This window comes from Tenacibaculum crassostreae, assembly GCF_964512405.1.
Lineage (GTDB): Bacteria > Bacteroidota > Bacteroidia > Flavobacteriales > Flavobacteriaceae > Polaribacter > Polaribacter crassostreae.
In genome coordinates, this window is sequence record NZ_CAZELE010000007.1 from 66,931 (window position 1) to 85,172 (window position 18,242).

Consider the following 18,242-nt stretch of genomic DNA (forward strand, 5'->3'; position numbering starts at 1 on the left):
ATAAATCAGGGCGTTTTTAACTATTAACTAACCTTAAAACTCTTATAAAGCTGCAACGTGTTTAGCCAATTTAGACTTTAAATTTGCTGCTTTATTCTTATGAATAATGTTGTTCTTTGCTAATTTATCTAACATAGATACAACAGTCGAAAACATTCCTTCTGCTTCCTTCTTATCTTCTGTAGCTCTTAATTTTCTTACAGCATTACGAGTAGTTTTATGCTGATATTTGTTTCTTAAGCGCTTCGCTTCGTTACTTCTAATTCTCTTTAATGCTGACTTATGATTTGCCATTGTACTAAATGCGTTAATTGTTTATAAAAAACTTGTAGTCCGTACGGGAATCGAACCCGTGTTACCAGGATGAAAACCTGGCGTCCTAACCCCTAGACGAACGGACCAAAACAATCGTTCTGATTGCGGGTGCAAATATACAACTCTTTTCGTTATTTGCAATTAATTTTAATCTTTTTGTTAGTTTTATTTTTATTCTAAAACTAGATTAAAACTTGTAGTCCGTACGGGAATCGAACCCGTGTTACCAGGATGAAAACCTGGCGTCCTAACCCCTAGACGAACGGACCAAAACAATCTTTTTTGCGATTGCGGGTGCAAATATATAAACTCTTTTAATTTACACCAAAACTTTTTTTTATTTTTTTAATATGCTTTTGCAAAAAGCACTCTTTTTGTTGATGGTTTCCCTGTAAACACACAAGCTCCAACCTCTTCTTTAGCATCGTTAGGAATACATCTTATCGTTGCTTTTGTTAGTTCTTTAATTTTGTCTTCTGTTTCAATAGTTCCGTCCCAATGTGCAGAAACAAAACCTCCTTTGTTTTCAATTACATCTTTAAACTCATCAAAAGTATTCACATCAGTAATATGTTCGTTTCTATAACTTAAAGCTCTATTAAATAAGTTCTCTTGAATCTCTTCTAATAAATTAGCTACAAAGTTTACAACTTCGTCTCTAGAAACTGTTTGTTTTTCAAAAGTATCACGACGTGCAACTTCAACAGTTCCATTTTCTAAATCGCGTGCTCCCATAGCAATTCTTACTGGAACACCTTTTAATTCGTATTCAGCAAACTTAGCTCCAGGTCTAAAAGTGTCTCTATCATCAAATTTTACTGATATTCCTTTTGAGCGTAATTCTTTAACAATTACTGCTACTTTTTCAGAAATAGCATTCAATTGTTCTTCCCCTTTATATATAGGTACAATTACAACTTGAATAGGTGCTAATTTTGGAGGCAATACCAAACCAGCATCATCTGAATGCGTCATAATTAACCCTCCGATTAAACGGGTAGAAACTCCCCATGAAGTAGCCCACACATATTCTTGCTTTCCTTCTTTTGAAGTATACTTTACATCAAAAGCTTTGGCAAAATTTTGACCTAAGAAATGTGAAGTCCCTGCTTGTAATGCTTTTCCGTCTTGCATTAATGCTTCAATAGTTAACGTATCATCCGCTCCAGCAAAACGCTCACTTTCACTTTTTGCTCCTTTAACCACTGGCATTGCCATAAATTCTTCAGCGAAAGTCGCATATACTTCTTGCATTTGTTTTGCTTCAGCTATTGCTTCTGCTTTTGTTGCGTGTGCAGTATGCCCCTCTTGCCATAAAAATTCTGCTGTACGTAAAAATAAACGTGTGCGCATTTCCCAACGAACTACGTTTGCCCATTGATTAATTAATAATGGTAAATCACGGTGTGATTGAATCCATCCTTTATAGGTATTCCAAATAATTGCTTCGGAAGTTGGACGTACAACTAACTCTTCTTCTAACTTAGCTTCAGGATCTACACGTAACTTCCCTTCATTATCAGGGTCGTTTTGTAAACGATAATGCGTTACTACTGCACATTCTTTTGCAAAACCTTCAGCATTTTTTTCTTCTGCTTCAAACAAACTTTTAGGAACAAAAAGTGGAAAATACGCATTTTGATGTCCTGTTTCTTTAAACATTCTATCCAATTCTTTCTGCATATTCTCCCAAATTGCAAATCCGTAGGGCTTAATCACCATACAACCTCTAACCGCTGAATTCTCAGCTAAATCAGCTTTTACAATCAATTCGTTATACCACTTCGAGTAATCTTCTGCTCTTTTTGTTAAATGTTTGCTCATAATCAAAAGTTTGGCATAAATATTGTTATTTTTTATGCGTAAATTGTGTCTGCAAAACTACATTAAAAAGGTAACAAGCCCAACAAAGAACTAACTTTTTGCAATACACTTACAAAAAATTTTGCTTTAACTAAAAATATAAAGTCATGAAGTATCATTACGCCAACACCAAACTTTCAATTTTCATCCTATCGTTTTTAATGGTAGCGACTTTTATTTCATGCGGATCAGCACAAACCATTGCTAATAATGACGATGGTATTTATACTGATGAGATTGAACAACCGCAACGCAAAGTAATTGTTGCCAATGAACGTGAATATGATGAATATCAGGAAAATTATTTTAGAAAAGGTGTTGAACGTTTAGATGCTTTAAACGGAACAGATATTCTTACAGACATCGAAAGTTACAAATCTGAAGATGATGAGTTTTACGAAGATGATATTAGCTATGAAGATGATTCTGAAACTAGAATTACCTATAACGGCAATGAACCTTGGGGATATAACACTAATAGTAGTGATGTAGTTATCAATATAAATACAAGTCCTCGTTGGGGATGGGGTTATAACGGTTTTTACGACCCTTATTGGGATAACACATGGGGATGGAATGATTGGCGTTGGAATCGTTGGAGATGGAGAACTGGATGGAATAACTGGGGTTACAACCCTTATTGGCACCCTTACCACTGGAATTCTGGTTTCTACGTAGGTTGGTCTTGGAACAACTACTGCCCTCCTTATTATACAAACAGATATTATAGTCCTTATAGATATTACAATAACAACTATTACAGACCTTACCGTGGTGCAAACTATTATAGAAACAATAGAATAGCATTTTCTTCAAGAAGAGGTTACACAACAGGTCGCAGAAGTACAAGTACTGCATCAAGACGTTCTTCTGACGTTTACAGAAGAAGTAGCGGGAACAGAACCTACCGTAATACTCGTTCTACAAGAAACACAAGAGGTTATAGTAGAGATGGTAACAGATCTTCTAACTCCAGAAGTATTAACCGCTCAACCAGATCGAGAAGTTACAACTCTGGTGGAACACGCTCTACAAGAAGCTACAGAAGTACATCTCCTCGTTCTTCTAGAACATCAAGAGGTTACAGTGTAAGAAACCGATCTGAAAGAAATTATAACGATCAATCTACAGCAAGATCAACAAGAAATACTCGTAGTTATAATACTAGAAACTCAACTAGATCAGTAAAAAAATCTACTCCTAAAAGAAGTTCTCGTAGCTATTCAAATTCTAGATCTAACAATCGTTCTAATAAAAAGTATGCTTCTCGCAGTAATTCATCAAGAAACAACAGAAGTTATTCTAGTTCCTCAAGAAGTTCTTCTCGTAGCTATTCTACTCCGTCAAGAAGTTCATCTAGAAGTAGCAACAACAGAAGCAGTAGTAGAAGTTCTCGTAGTTCAAGAAGATAAGCCAACCCAACTTTCAGTATAGACTTTAACTAATTAATGGAAAAATGAAAAGAATTTTAACTTGTGCGATACTAATCGCAAGTACTTTTGCTGCCTATTCTCAATCATTAGGCTATAACGATTTAGGAATTTTATTTTCAAAAGACGATAATTACGGAACAGCTCGTTTTGAAGCTATGAGTGGAGCTTTTGGTGCATTAGGAGGCGATATTTCTTCGTTTAGCATTAACCCTGCAGGTAGTGCTGTAGCAAACAAAAGTACTTTTGCTGCTACTCTAGGAAACAGAAATACTGAGTACACCGCTATGTATTATGGAAATACTTCAGTAAACGAAAATGATTTTTTCAACATCACCCAAGCAGGTGGTATATTATCTTTTGACTCTGCTTCTAGTTCAGATTGGAGTCGATTTGCACTTACATTCAATTATCGATTAAAAAGTGATTTTGACAGCTTTTTTTCAGTTCAAGGAAATAGTGGCTTCCTTTTTTACCCTGAACATCTTCAAGATCAAAGCGCTACACCAACTCAATTCGACAGAAGTCTTAATCAATCAATCTCTAGAGAAACATTTGGAGAATCAAGCGTTTTAAGTATTGGTTTTTCAAGTGTTTATCAAAAAAAACTATTTGTTGGGGGAGCTCTAAAATTTCATAATATAGAGTTTAATCAAAGATCCTACTTCAATGAAATAAACGATGATATAGATGAAAATATACTAGACGTTGTCGATCGTGAGAATATTTTTTATGAAGGTAGTGGGTTCTCTTTAAGCTTAGGTTTCATATACAAGTTAAATCAAAATATCCGTTTAGGTTTAGCTTATGAAACACCTACTTGGTATCAAGAAGTCTTTGAAGATTATTCATATTCTTTTGACATGGCACCTGTAAATAACTTAAATATACCTAAATATAATGAAGGAATTGATCACGAATTATTTGTGTATAAGTTTAAATCACATAGTAGGGTTACCGCAAGTGGAGCTTATGTTTTTGGAAAGCAAGGATTAATTAGTATTGACTACACTTATAAAGATTATAAAAGTATTCGATTTAATAGTCCTGATTTTGAAAAAGAGAATCAATCTTTCTTAAATGATTATAGAAATGTTCACTCTCTAAATGTAGGTACAGAATGGCGTTTTGATAAAATGAGCATTAGAGGTGGATACCATTATGAAAAAAATCCAAACTTAATCTCTGAATTAGGGGGTAATACTAACAAAGATAACTTAAGAGGGTTTAGTCTTGGTTTAGGATATAAATTTGGAAGCACATCATTTGATTTAGCTTATCAAAATTCAGAAAGCATCAATTATAATTCTTTGTACAATTTGGGAGACATTCCAATAACAAACAATACCTCACGAATTTCAGGAACAATTACTTTTAGTTTATAATTCGTAGAGTATACTATATAAAAGTCCTGCTAAATGCAGGATTTTTTATATATCCATTTCTCAGTTTTTTACCGTAATTTTGCTCCTCATTTACAACTTATGAGTTCAATTAAAATAAACATACAAGAAACTAATAACGAAACCATTTTAAAATTTGTTAGCAACAAAATATTAGTTAATGGAGGTAGTTATGAATACAATAATATAGACGAAGCTAAAAACTCACCTTTAGCGCAACAACTTTTTCACCTTCCTTTTGTTAAAAAAGTTTTGGTTACCGCTAATTTTATAGCAATTCAACGATATGATATCGTACAATGGAGTGATGTTGAAGAAGAAGTACGCGAGCAAATCGAAGCTTACATACAAAACGGTGCACCTGTAGTAAAAGAAGAATCTACCAAAAAAGATGCTGTTGAAGTTTATGCTGAAGTTACTCCGAATCCAGCAGTAATGAAATTCGGAACAAACAAAGCATTAACTCAAACCGATGTTGAATTCACTAATATAGAAGAAGCAAGCAAATCTTCTCCTCTAGCCCAAGCATTATTCAGTTTTGCTTTTGTAAAAGAAATTTTCATTTCTGAAAACTATATTTCTATTACAAAATACGATATGATTGATTGGAATGAAGTATACCAAGAAGTTCGTACATTCATTCGTAATTACATTCAAGATGGCAAAAAAATCATCTCTGAATTACCAAAACAACAAACCAAACAAAATGTTGAAATTCCTAAAGAGAATTTGACTGATACCGAAGCTAAAATTGTTGATATTTTAGATGAATACATCAAACCAGCAGTAGCTTCTGATGGAGGAAACATCGCTTTTCAATCGTACGATGCAGAAAGTAAACGAGTAAGCGTTATTTTACAAGGAGCTTGTAGCGGATGCCCATCATCAACTGTAACATTAAAAAATGGAATTGAAACCATGTTAAAAGAAATGTTACCTAATCAAATTAGCGAAGTAGTAGCCATTAACGGATAATTTCACCGTAAACTAAACAAACACATGTCTGAAAACATCAAACCATACAAAGATTCTGAATTAGGAAAAAAAGAGCAAGTAGCTAAAATGTTCGACAATATTTCTGAAGATTATGACGGATTAAACCGTGTAATTTCTTTAGGAATTGATGTTAGTTGGCGTAAAAAAGTAGTAAAATTAGTAGGAGAAAACAATCCGCAACAAATTTTAGATATCGCTACCGGAACTGGTGATTTAGCTTTAATGATGTCGCAATTAAATCCTGAAAAAATTGTTGGTCTAGATATTTCTGAAGGAATGTTGCAAGTTGGTAGACAAAAAGTAGCGAAAGCAAAATTAACAGACAAAATTGAAATGATTGTTGGCGATAGCGAAAACATTCCGTTTCCAGACAATACTTTTGATGCTATTACAGTTTCTTTTGGTGTTCGTAATTTCGAAAATTTAGACAAAGGATTAACAGAAATACTTCGTGTACTTAAACCAGGAGGTAAATTTGTTGTGCTTGAAACTTCAAATCCTACCAAATTTCCGTTTAAACAAGGATACAAATTATACACTAATTTCATTCTCCCTATTATTGGAAAACTTTTTTCAAAAGACAAAGTTGCCTACTCTTATTTATCAGAAAGTGCAAATTCTTTTCCTTTTGGAGAGGCTTTCAACAATATTTTGCAAAAAAATGGGTTTAAGAATGCAAAGAGTATACCTGTAACCTTTGGTGTTGCATCAATTTATACCGCTTTAAAATAGTATGTTAAAAAAGCTTTTATTTTTAGGAATTCTCGCAATTTCCATTTCAACACAAGCACAAAAAGAGAAAGTTTTAAAACTTCCTAGTTTTGACAAACCTCTTTTTCACTACGGATTTTATTTAGGAGCCAACAACAATGGTTATAAGGTTTCTTATAAACCTAGTAATTTTAGTAATCCAGAAATTGAAGTAGAATCATCATTTGGATTTAACGTAGGTTTAATTGCAGATTTAAGATTACACAACAACATTAATCTTCGTTTTGAACCTGGATTAATGTCTAACACTAAAACATTACGGTTTAAGCATATAGCTGGCGCAGAAAATGTAACAACTCGTGAAGTTGGCGCTACCTATCTTCACCTACCACTTATTTTAAAGTTCAGCACAAATAGATTAAACAACGTGCGCCCTTACGTTTTAGGAGGCGCTTCTTACGACCATAATTTTTCGAGTAACGAACGAAACAGTGATGATAATTTTGCTGGTGAATTTAGAACCACTACCAATAATTTTATGTACGAAGTAGGTATTGGGATTGATATATATTTAAGCTATTTTAAATTTTCTCCATCAATTAGAGGTGTATTTGCTATTAATAATGAAGTAAAATACGACAACAAGCCTAATAGTGCTTGGACAGATCCTATTGATTTCTTAGGAACGAGAGGTGTGTTTTTACACTTAGCATTCGAATAAAACTCTATTCACATAGATTTAAACAATAAAAAAAGGCTTCCATTGGAAGCCTTTTGAACTTAGTTATAGATAGAAATCCCCCGAAATCTAGTTACTCTATGTTTCTTATGACACAATATTTTTTTATAAGTCACATTTTTTTTTAAAAAATCAACCATAAAAAAAGACCGCCTGTTAAGCGGTCTTATTTTTCATAAAGATTTCTCTTTATTATTAGATAGAAGTCCCCCGAAATCTATCGTACTGTTAAAAACATTGTTTTTAGCTTCTTCAAATATATAAAAAAATGTTAATAACTTTTATTTTTTTATAATTATTTTATTGTCAACCACATCTTTAATAGGTAGAATAACTTTCCCTTCAACAGTTGTAATTGTCAAACAAATATTGTCAATTGCTGTAATTACACCTTCAATATTACCAACAACAACCTTTTCTCCAATGGCTATATTCTTCCTTGAATAGTAACCAAATAACAATCTAGAAACTGCATCTCTAGCTCCAAAACCGAAGGCTATTGTAAATGCTAAAAGTACAGACCCTATTAATAATGTTAAGTTGCTTTTTATAACTGAAGTATCAACTCCTGCTTGGTCTAGTGCAGTGATTGACAAAAACACAACAATTAAATAAAAAGCTATATTACCTACTAAATTTCCGCCAGAAATTTCTAATGATTTAAACATTGATTGGATAGCTTTTTTCACCATTGTACCTAGATAAGCACCAGCTACAAAAATTCCTAAAGCCGTTAATAATTTAGGTAAATACGCAAAGAAACTTCTAATTCCATCTGAAACAGCTGTTAATCCAAATATTTCTGCTCCAACCATGACAAAAATAAAAATGAGGAACCATTTTAAAACAGCAAGAATCACATTAGTTAAAACTATATTAATCGTTGTGCTTCCAAAAATTTCAGTTTCACTTAATTTTTTAGACCATTGATCTATTTTTGTCTTTGCTAGAATTCTCTTTACAATCCATAATAAAATCTTAGTAAAAATCCATGCAAAAAATACAAACCCAAAAAATTTTAGTATCGTTGGAAAAGTATCCTTTATTTCTTGAAATACCTTTTGAAAAGGTTCAAAAACATCCATTTGTAAAGTAATCATAATTATTTTATAGTAGTTTGAGTAATATTATTCGTTCTTATTATTATCTTCTTTTTTAGACGTACCTCCTCCTCCAAGCAAATCTATTATGGTGTTCGGATATTTCACCACAAATAAATCAGCCATATCTATTGATAGCTTAATCATTGCCACATCGTTAAGTACTTTATTCTTTAGTACCTCTGGCAACTCTTCGTTATGTAATATTTCTTTAAATGGATTATCCATACTTATTACAATTCATTATACGCTTTAATCACTTTTTCCTTTGCCCTCTTTAAACGCATTTTAACTGCGCTTTCCCCCAAATCTAATCCTTCAGATATATCTTTTACACTCATATCGTCTTGATATTTCATTAGTAAAATCATTTTTTCTGATGGTGATATCATTTCGAGTGCTTTCGCCAATTTATCTGACTTTAACTCGAATAGTGTAGCGTCATCAATATCATCAATATTGCTGTCTTCTTTAATTTCGTCAGTAACAACAGTTACTTTTTCTTTCTTTTTCTCTTTATTTCTTTGCACATAATTTACACAAAAATTATAGGTAAACGAGTATAACCAAGTAGAAAACTTTGACTTTCCTTTAAAAGTTCTCAACTTAACAAATAAATGAATAAATACGTCGTGGGTTAAATCTTGTGCTTCTTCTTTGCTTTTAGAAAAACCATAACACTTATTATACACAACACCAGCGTATCGATCGTACAAAACAGCGAATAAATGAGTATCATTTTTCGCTACTATTTTACGAACTAAATCTTCGTCAGTTATTTTTTTTACGTCAATACTCTCCAAGGGGTAGTATAGTTAGATTTCTTTTAGTTATCGTACAATTAAGACACTAATTGGGTATTGAAGTCACTTTCTTTCCTTTTCAAAAAACTAATTTAACATTTTTTTAACAGTTTGCAGAAATCTTTCAGAAAAAAAATATTTTTTTGTAACATTTACTTCTTTTCATGCGTATAAGATAATGTAGACCGATTGATAAATTAAAATATATTTAAAGTAGATGAGACAACTTAAAATTACAAAACAGGTTACCAACAGAGAAACCGCATCTTTAGATAAATATTTACAAGAAATAGGAAAAGTAGATTTAATTACTGCTGATGAAGAAGTAGAATTAGCACAAAGAATTAAAGCTGGTGACCAAAGAGCTCTTGAAAAACTAACCAAGGCTAACTTACGTTTTGTGGTATCGGTTGCAAAACAATACCAAAATCAAGGTTTAACTTTACCTGATTTAATTAACGAAGGAAATTTAGGATTAATTAAAGCTGCGAAGCGTTTTGACGAAACTCGTGGTTTTAAATTTATCTCATACGCAGTATGGTGGATTCGTCAATCTATCTTACAAGCATTAGCAGAACAATCTCGTATTGTACGTTTACCTTTAAACAAAATTGGTTCTATTAACAAGATAAACAAAATGTATGCTTTCTTAGAGCAAGAAAACGAGCGCCCACCAAGTGCCGAAGAAATTGCTAAGAAATTAGACATGACCGTTAATGACGTTAAAGAATCGATGAAAAACTCAGGTCGTCACGTATCAATGGATGCTCCGTTAATTGAAGGTGAAGATTCTAACTTATACGATGTATTAAACTCTGGTGAATCACCAAATCCAGATAAAACTTTATTACACGAATCTTTACGTATAGAAATTAACCGTGCATTAGAAACATTAACTCCACGTGAGGCTGATGTAGTTAAATTATACTTTGGTTTAGGTGAACACCAACCAATGACTTTAGAAGAAATTGGAGAAACTTTCGATTTAACTCGCGAGCGTGTTCGTCAAATTAAAGAAAAAGCAATCCGTAGATTAAAGCACACTTCTAGAAGTAAAATTTTAATGACATATTTAGGATAACCCTATATACAATAACAAATAGTTATCATAACTATTCGTTTTTTGATTAATGAATGGAAAGCTCTCAATTGAGAGCTTTCTTTTTGGATTTTATGCACTTGGTTTAACTATATTTGCAACAATAACAACACAACAACTTACATATTTAATGAAAAAACTAGTAGCCCCATCAATCTTAGCTGCCGATTTTGGAAACCTACAGCGTGATGTTGAAATGGTAAACGAAAGCAATGCTGATTGGTTTCATATTGATATTATGGATGGCGTATTTGTACCGAATATTTCTTTCGGAATGCCTGTTTTAAAATCAATAACCAAGCACGCTAACAAAACAATTGATGTACATTTAATGATTGTAGATCCTGATCGTTATATTCAAACTTTTGCAGATTTAGGAGCGGATATTTTAACGGTACACTACGAAGCTTGTACACACTTACACAGAACAACTCAAGCAATTAAAGCTGCTGGAATGAAAACGGGTGTTGCTTTAAACCCGCACACTCCTATCGCAGTTTTAGAAGACATTATAAAAGATTTGGATGTGGTTTGTATTATGAGTGTAAATCCTGGTTTTGGCGGACAATCTTTTATTGAAAATACTTATAAGAAAATTCAACAATTAAAAAACTTAATTGAGTTTAGCGAAGCTTCAACTTTAATTGAAATTGATGGCGGAGTAACCGATCAAAACGCTAATAAATTGATTGAAGTTGGCGCTGATGTTTTAGTAGCTGGTAGCTTTGTTTTTAAAAGTGATAATCCTACAGAAACAATTTCAAATTTAAAAAATATCATAAACTAAAAAGGAGGCTTTCGCCTCCTTTTTGTTTTAAAACTGCTCTAATAAATAATTTATTAAATCGGTAGTTGTAACTATCCCTACTAATTCATCATTATCAACAACCGGTAATGCATGAAATTCTTTTTTTGATAAGATTTCAGCAACTTCTTTTATTGTTGCAGATGAACTTACCGTAACCAAATTTTTCGCCATTACTTGATCTATTGTAAACATATTATACACAACTGTATCTACATCGCTTTCTTCATCATCAACAGCATCAGCAAAACTAATTCTTAACAAATCTGTGTAACTTAGCATTCCTTTGATCTCTTTTCCACTAACTACAGGAATGTGTCTAATATTTTCTTTTTTAAACATTTGCTCTGCTGTCATTAAATCATCTGTACTCGTTAATGTGATTACATTTTTGGTCATTATTGCAGAAATTGGTGTTCTTTTTTTCATTTTTATATGGTTTTCTTGTTATTATCTACATCAAATTTCAGCAATAAAATCAATTAAAAAACTGATTTAAATCATAGTATTCTATCCTTTTTGTTAGTATCTAAAAAGTGTAATTATTTAACTATTTTTACAAAAACAATTTATCTTGAAAGAAGAGTTACAAAAATATTACGGTTACCTGTTTGAAGAAGAACTACTAAAAGAGATAGCTGATGTTGCTATTACAAAAGAAATAGAAGCCAACGAAACTATTATTGACATTGGAAGCTATATAACTTCAATTCCTTTATTACTAAGCGGAGCAATCAAAATTTTACGAGAAGATAAAGAAGGAGACGATTTAGTTTTGTACTATATAGAAAAGGGAGATACTTGTGCAATGACACTTTCTTGTTGCATGGGACAAACAAAAAGTAAAATAAAAGCTGTTGCTGAAACCGATGTAAAACTCTTAATGATTCCTAAACAAAAAATGGGAGATTGGCTTAGTAAGTATAGAAGCTGGCAAGAGTTTATTTTACAAAGCTATCACTCTAGGTTAGATGAATTTATTGAAGCTGTAGATACCATCGCTTTTTTAAACATGGATGAACGCTTGTTTAAGTACTTAAAAGACAAGGCACTCATTAATCAAAACGACTCAATAAGTGTTACCCATCAACAAATAGCTAACGATTTACATACTTCGAGAGTTGTTGTTTCAAGACTTTTAAAAGCCTTAGAAAAACAGCACAAAATTGAATTACACAGAAATCAAATTAAAGTTTTAGAACTCTAATTTTAAATATAAAAGCATCCATAATTTGGATGCTTTTTTCCATTGTAACATTAGTTACTGACTGCCTTGTTTTCTGCTACTAAATTTGCTAACACAAAAAAGTACAAATGAAAACATTTCAGTATAGTTTATTTTTAGGACTACTCTTCACAACATTTGCCCAAGCCCAAACTAAAATTTCCAAAGAAGAAGTTTTAAAAAGAGTTGAAGAACAAAATATCTCTTTAAAAATATCAGAACAAAACTATTTACAAGCACGAGCAGATTATAAACAAACCAATGCTGTTTTTTTACCTAACATAACAGCTTCTCACACAGGTATTGTTACTACCAACCCAATAATGGCATTTGGCAGCAAGTTGAATCAGGAAATTTTAACTCAGGCAGATTTTAATCCAGATTTATTGAACAACCCAAAGCAAACAAAAAACTTTGCTACTAAAATTGAGGTACAACAACCTTTAGTCAATCTAGATGGTATTTACCAACGTAAAGCTGCAAAAACTAAACTAGAAGCAACCAATTTGCAAACACAACGTACTCAAGAATATTTATTGTTAGAAGTTGAAAAAGCATACATGCAACTACAGTTAACTCATAAAGGAGTTTCAGTATTAGAAAAAGCTTTAAAAGCTGCGGAAGCTAACCAACAAATGGCTAAAAACAGCTTTCAACAAGGATATTTACAACGTGTAGATGTACTAGCTATTGAGGTTCGAGTTACCGAAGTAAAAAACCAATTACAAACAGCTAAGAGCACTGTACAAAATGCTTCTAATTATTTGTCTTTTTTGATGAATAAAGATCAAAATACCATTTATGAACCTTCAGATAGTTTACAAGTACATTTAACGAATCAACTAGCTAATATTACTATTTCTGAAAACCGTTCAGATATTAAAGCAATGGAATTAGCTTCTGAAGCCTATAAAAAAATGCATAAAGCAGATAAAATGGATTTTCTTCCTCGCTTAAATGCTTTTGGTAGTTACGAGTTATATGATGACAAAATTTTCAATGCAGACGCAAGTGGTTATGTTGTAGGAGCACAATTAACTTGGGATATTTTCAAAGGTTCTAAACGCTACGGAAAAGCACAAAAAAGTAAAGCTCAGTATGAAAAATCAAGATTAGAATACGAACAGTACAAATCTAAAAGTCAATTAGAATTAAATAATACTAAACGATTGTTAACTGATGCTGAGGAACAATTAAAGTTAACCGAATTAGCCTTACAACAATCAGAAGAAGCTTTACGAATCAGAAAAAACAGATTTAAAGAAGGACTAGAAAAAACAGCCGATTTATTATTAGCTGAAACACAATACGCTCAAAAACAATTAGAATATTACCAAACTGTATATCAATACAACTACACTAAAGCTTATTTAGATTTTTTAACTAAAGAATAATCAACAAATGAAAACTATATATACAATCGCCCTTGCCGCATCACTTTTAGCATTAAGCTGTGGTAAAAAAGAAACAACAAACAATAACAACAAACCAACAGTAGCTGTAAAAGTTACTAAAGTAACCGCTAATGATAACAATCCGTTTATAACAGCAAGCGGAAAAGTGGAAGCTACCAACAGTGCTGAATTAAGTACTCGTATGATGGGTTATGTAACTAACATACACGTAAAAGTTGGTGATAAAGTAAACAAAGGTCAATTATTATTATCTATCAATAACAGCGATTTACAAGCTAAGAAAGCACAAGTAGAGGCTAACATTATTAAAGCGAAAGCAGGATTTTCGAGTGCAGAAAAAGATTACAATCGTTTTAAAAACTTATTTGAACAAAATAGCGCTTCTCAAAAGGAGTTTGACGATATCACTGTTCATTACAATGTTGCCAAAGCGAATTTAGAAGCAGCAAAACAGATGAGAAATGAAATCAATTCTCAGTTTGCCTATACTAATATCAGAACTCCATTTTCAGGAGTGGTAACTAACAAATTTATTGATAAAGGTGCAATGGCGAATCCTGGAATGCCTTTAATTTCTGTAGAAGGAAAAGGTGGATTTGAAGTAACTGCGTTAGTACCTGAAAGTGAAATTTCTCAAATTAAAAAAGACACAAAGGTTGATGTAACGATTAAATCAATCAATAAAACGGTTACCGGAAAAGTATCAGAAGTTAGTACCTCAGCAAAAAACACAGGGGGGCAATACTTAGTTAAAATTAACCTAGATAAAACCGATGTAAAATTGTTATCAGGAATGTTTGCTACTGTTCAGTTTCCTGTTGAAAAAACACAAAAAAGTACTGACATGGTTTTAATTCCGTCAGAAGCTTTGGTACACAAAGGACAATTATCAGGAATTTATACGGTAAGTCAAAGTAATACCGCTGTGTTACGTTGGTTACGCTTAGGAAGAACTTTTGGAAATCAAGTAGAAGTTTTATCAGGCTTATCTGCTGATGAAAGCTATATCGTTTCTTCTGAAAGTAAACTATACAACGGAGCTAACATTACAATTCAATAAAATCAATTTGAAAATTTGAAAATGAACCAATCACCCCATTTTCAAATCATCAAATCAACAAATTATATAAAATGAAAGAAGGTTTAGCAGGAAAAATAGCCAAAGGGTTTATAGACTCTAAACTTACCATATTATTAATGGTAGTGTTTATGGTAATTGGTGTGTACAGTTCTTTTTTAATTCCGAGAGAAGAAGAACCACAGATTGATGTGCCTATGGCTGATATTTTTGTAGGGTATCCAGGAGCGAGCCCTACAGAAGTAGAATCGAGAGTTATCAAACCCTTAGAAAAAATAATTTCGAACATCAAAGGGATAGAGTACGTATACTCTACTTCTATGAAAGAGCAAGGAATGGTCATTGTTCAGTTTTATGTGGGAGAAGACATCGAGCGCTCGTTCGTAAAACTATACAATGAGATTAACAAACACATGGATCAAATGCCGAAAGGTGTTACGATGCCTTTGGTAAAAACACGTGCAATTGATGATGTACCTATGTTAGGGTTGACATTATGGAGTGAAAACTATGATGACTATCAATTAAAACAAATAGCACAAGAGCTTACCAACGAAATCGAAAAGGTAAACGATGTAGCAATTACTCAAAAAATTGGAGGTAGAAATCGTGAAGTACGTGTGGTCGTAGATAAAGATAAATTAGCCGCTAGTGGACTAGACTTTTTATCGGTTACTGAAATGCTAAAAGCCAGTAATCAGCAACTGAGTGCTGGAAGTTATGATAAAAATGATACCGAGTTTTTAGTAACTACAGGGAAGTTTTTACAATCTGCTGAAGATGTTAAAAACTTAGTGGTTGGTGTACAACAAAATCAACCGATTTATTTAAAACAAGTTGCCAATGTACTAGACGGTCCAGAAATTCCTAAAAACTATGTAAGTTTTGGATACGGACAAGCAAGTAGTAATGCATCGACGTATCAATCAGAATATCCAGCGGTAACCATATCGATAGCTAAACGAAAAGGAGCTGATGCAATGCAAATTGCCGATGTTATTTTAGCTAAGGTTGATCATTTACGCACCAACTTGATTCCTGATGATGTACATGTTGAAGTTACACGTAATTATGGAGAAACAGCCTCACAAAAAGTGTCAGAATTATTATTACACTTAATCGGTGCAATTATCGCAGTAACTTTGGTAGTAATGTTAGCCATGGGATGGCGTGGTGGTTTAGTGGTTTTCTTATCAGTTCCCATCACTTTTGCGCTTACCTTGTTAAGTTACTATATATTAGATTATACCTTAAACAGAATTACCTTATTTGCTTTGGTATTTGTAACAGGTATTGTGGTAGATGATTCCATTATTATTGCCGAAAATATGCATAGGCATTTTAAAATGAAACGACTGCCGTTTAAACAAGCTGCCTTGTATGCTATTAACGAAGTAGGGAATCCAACTATATTAGCCACCTTTACCGTAATTGCTTCGGTATTACCAATGGCATTCGTTTCTGGATTAATGGGGCCTTATATGAGTCCGATGCCTATTGGAGCTTCTATCGCCATGATTTTGTCATTATTTGTAGCATTAACGATTACTCCGTATCTAGGATATATTTTCTTACGCGAAAAAGACAAGCACGGTGCGGAGGAAAAGGTAGAAGAAGATGAAACCAAAGCAATGCAAAGCACGCTAATCTATAAATTGTATGAGCGATTCGAGCGTCCGCTTATTGAAAATAAAACCAAGCGTTGGGCATTTTTGGGAATCACTATTGTTTTATTACTAGGTTCTATGTCGTTGTTCTTTACCAAATCGGTAGCTGTAAAAATGTTACCTTTTGATAATAAAAACGAATTCCAGGTAGTTATTGATATGCCTGAAGGAACCACCTTAGAACGTACCGATGCTGTAACCAAAGAAATTGCACAGTACTTAGCTACACGACCAGAAGTAGTAAACTACCAAAGTTATGTGGGTACTTCTGCCCCAATTACCTTTAACGGATTGGTTCGTCACTACGATTTGCGTGGTGGTAGTAACATGGCTGATATTCAGGTGAATTTGGTTGACAAACACGATAGAAGTGCACAAAGTCACGATATCGCGAAGTCGATGCGTGCTGACATACAAAACATTGCTAAGAAGTTCAAAGCTAATGTGAAATTAGTAGAAGTTCCACCAGGACCTCCAGTTTTATCAACGATAGTTGCTGAGGTTTACGGACCAGATTATAACAAACAAATTGAAATTGCCAACGAAGTTCAAAACATCTTACACAATACAACCGATGTGGTAGACATTGATTGGATGGTGGAAGATAATCAAACTGAATATGAGTTTGTAATTAATAAAGAAAAAGCAATGTTGTATGGTGTGGCACCTCAGCAAATTGCTTACACATTGAATATGGCATTGTCTAACAGAGCGGTTTCAACTTTATATGACGAAAATGCTTCTAATCAAGTAGGAATTGTATTTGCTTTGGATGAAAAAGAGAAATCTTCTGTTCAAGATATTGCACAACTACAAATTAAGTCGCAACACGGTAACATGGTTTCTATAAGTGATTTGGTTTCTGTTGAAGAAAAAAACAGCGCAAAAAGTATTTATCGTAAAAACCAAAAACGTGTAGTGTATGTGATGGCAGATATGGCTGGGGAGTTAGAAAGTCCTGCTTATGCAATTTTAGGAATGGAAGAAAAATTAAAAGAGATTCCACTTCCGAAGGGATATGAATTAAATGAGCTATACATTAAACAACCCGACTTTGAAGATAATTACACCATAAAATGGGATGGTGAATGGCAAATTACCTTAGAAGTGTTTAAAGATTTAGGAATAGCCTTTTTAGGTGTAATTATTATTATTTACATGTTAATTGTTGGATGGTTCCAAAACTTTAAAGCTCCAATTGTGATGATGGTTGCAATTCCGTTATCAATGGTAGGAATTATTCTAGGACACTGGATGATGGGAGCATATTTTACAGCTACTTCATTTATTGGAATGATTGCCTTAGCAGGAATTATGGTACGAAACTCCGTCTTACTTATTGACTTCGTTAATTTACGTTTAGCAGAAGGAATTCCTTTAAAACAAGCAGTTATTGAAGCTGGTGCTGTTCGTACCACTCCTATTTTATTAACTGCAGGCACCGTAGTTATTGGTGCATTTGTAATCTTGTTTGATCCCATTTTTCAAGGATTAGCTATCTCATTAATGGGAGGAACAATTACCGCTACCATTTTAACCCTTTTAGTAGTCCCTTTAGTATATTATTTAATTGAACGTAAAAACTATCAATAA

At 32.9% G+C, this 18,242-nt stretch carries 16 protein-coding genes and 2 tRNA genes; 11 read left to right on the forward strand and 7 right to left on the reverse strand.

The annotated features are described in order from the left end of the window. Positions 1–42: 42 nt before the first annotated feature. The 4 genes from rpsT to proS all read right to left on the reverse strand — a co-directional run bounded on the left by rpsT (position 43) and on the right by proS (position 2,139). Positions 43–294: a 30S ribosomal protein S20 gene (gene rpsT / locus ACKTST_RS10550; RefSeq protein WP_028891217.1), complete on the reverse strand. Its 252-nt coding sequence runs from the start codon at positions 292–294 to the stop codon at positions 43–45. A 35-nt stretch (positions 295–329) separates the two neighbouring features. Then, positions 330–401, reverse strand: a tRNA-Glu gene (locus tag ACKTST_RS10555). 111 nt (positions 402–512) lie between these two features. After that, positions 513–584: transfer RNA gene (locus ACKTST_RS10560), tRNA-Glu, on the reverse strand. Positions 585–660: 76 nt separating this feature from the next. After that, positions 661–2,139 carry a proline--tRNA ligase gene (gene proS, locus ACKTST_RS10565; protein WP_408047714.1) on the reverse strand — a complete coding sequence of 493 codons (1,479 nt, stop codon included), beginning with the start codon at positions 2,137–2,139 and terminating at the stop codon, positions 661–663. Positions 2,140–2,285: 146 nt separating this feature from the next. On the opposite strand from proS, the gene ACKTST_RS10570 reads away from it, so the two are divergent. The 5 genes from ACKTST_RS10570 to porT all read left to right on the forward strand — a co-directional run bounded on the left by ACKTST_RS10570 (position 2,286) and on the right by porT (position 7,439). Continuing rightward, on the forward strand, positions 2,286–3,590 hold the full coding sequence (locus ACKTST_RS10570; protein ID WP_408047715.1) for a hypothetical protein: 1,305 nt from the start codon (positions 2,286–2,288) through the stop codon (positions 3,588–3,590). Positions 3,591–3,634: 44 nt separating this feature from the next. Then, a complete protein-coding gene (locus tag ACKTST_RS10575; RefSeq protein WP_408047716.1) occupies positions 3,635–4,993 on the forward strand; it encodes an OmpP1/FadL family transporter in 1,359 nt (452 codons plus the stop codon). A 99-nt stretch (positions 4,994–5,092) separates the two neighbouring features. Further along, positions 5,093–5,986, forward strand: a complete 894-nt coding sequence (locus ACKTST_RS10580) for a NifU N-terminal domain-containing protein (protein WP_408047717.1) — start codon at positions 5,093–5,095, stop codon at positions 5,984–5,986. A 24-nt stretch (positions 5,987–6,010) separates the two neighbouring features. After that, positions 6,011–6,739 (forward strand): bifunctional demethylmenaquinone methyltransferase/2-methoxy-6-polyprenyl-1,4-benzoquinol methylase UbiE, encoded by a 729-nt coding sequence (gene ubiE, locus ACKTST_RS10585; protein ID WP_408047718.1) that lies wholly within the window; start codon positions 6,011–6,013, stop codon positions 6,737–6,739. Between the two features lies 1 nt (position 6,740). Further along, the gene (gene porT, locus ACKTST_RS10590; protein ID WP_408047719.1) at positions 6,741–7,439 is read left to right on the forward strand and encodes a type IX secretion/gliding motility protein PorT/SprT; all 699 of its coding nucleotides are present in this window, start codon (positions 6,741–6,743) and stop codon (positions 7,437–7,439) included. 299 nt (positions 7,440–7,738) lie between these two features. On the opposite strand, the gene ACKTST_RS10595 is transcribed toward porT, so the two are convergent. Beyond that, a complete protein-coding gene (locus tag ACKTST_RS10595; protein ID WP_408047720.1) occupies positions 7,739–8,557 on the reverse strand; it encodes a mechanosensitive ion channel family protein in 819 nt (272 codons plus the stop codon). A gap of 233 nt (positions 8,558–8,790) precedes the next feature. Then, positions 8,791–9,360 (reverse strand): RNA polymerase sigma factor, encoded by a 570-nt coding sequence (locus ACKTST_RS10600; RefSeq protein WP_408047721.1) that lies wholly within the window; start codon positions 9,358–9,360, stop codon positions 8,791–8,793. Positions 9,361–9,577: 217 nt separating this feature from the next. Here ACKTST_RS10600 and ACKTST_RS10605 point away from each other — a divergent pair, with 217 nt between their 5' ends. Together ACKTST_RS10605 and rpe are read left to right on the forward strand one after the other, a co-directional pair. Further along, positions 9,578–10,441 carry a sigma-70 family RNA polymerase sigma factor gene (locus tag ACKTST_RS10605; RefSeq protein WP_028891227.1) on the forward strand — a complete coding sequence of 288 codons (864 nt, stop codon included), beginning with the start codon at positions 9,578–9,580 and terminating at the stop codon, positions 10,439–10,441. Positions 10,442–10,589: 148 nt separating this feature from the next. Further along, complete coding sequence (rpe, locus tag ACKTST_RS10610) at positions 10,590–11,246, forward strand: ribulose-phosphate 3-epimerase (RefSeq protein WP_408047722.1); 657 nt, start codon at positions 10,590–10,592, stop codon at positions 11,244–11,246. 27 nt (positions 11,247–11,273) lie between these two features. On the opposite strand, the gene ACKTST_RS10615 is transcribed toward rpe, so the two are convergent. Continuing rightward, the gene (locus ACKTST_RS10615; protein ID WP_408047723.1) at positions 11,274–11,693 is read right to left on the reverse strand and encodes a CBS domain-containing protein; all 420 of its coding nucleotides are present in this window, start codon (positions 11,691–11,693) and stop codon (positions 11,274–11,276) included. 145 nt (positions 11,694–11,838) lie between these two features. Here ACKTST_RS10615 and ACKTST_RS10620 point away from each other — a divergent pair, with 145 nt between their 5' ends. The 4 genes from ACKTST_RS10620 (at position 11,839) to ACKTST_RS10635 (ending at position 18,242) form a co-directional block, all read left to right on the forward strand. After that, positions 11,839–12,471: a Crp/Fnr family transcriptional regulator gene (locus ACKTST_RS10620; protein ID WP_408047724.1), complete on the forward strand. Its 633-nt coding sequence runs from the start codon at positions 11,839–11,841 to the stop codon at positions 12,469–12,471. Between the two features lie 107 nt (positions 12,472–12,578). Further along, the gene (locus ACKTST_RS10625) at positions 12,579–13,883 is read left to right on the forward strand and encodes a TolC family protein (protein ID WP_408047725.1); all 1,305 of its coding nucleotides are present in this window, start codon (positions 12,579–12,581) and stop codon (positions 13,881–13,883) included. A 7-nt stretch (positions 13,884–13,890) separates the two neighbouring features. After that, on the forward strand, positions 13,891–14,964 hold the full coding sequence (locus tag ACKTST_RS10630) for an efflux RND transporter periplasmic adaptor subunit (RefSeq protein ID WP_408047726.1): 1,074 nt from the start codon (positions 13,891–13,893) through the stop codon (positions 14,962–14,964). Positions 14,965–15,035: 71 nt separating this feature from the next. Further along, positions 15,036–18,242: an efflux RND transporter permease subunit gene (locus tag ACKTST_RS10635; protein ID WP_408047727.1), complete on the forward strand. Its 3,207-nt coding sequence runs from the start codon at positions 15,036–15,038 to the stop codon at positions 18,240–18,242.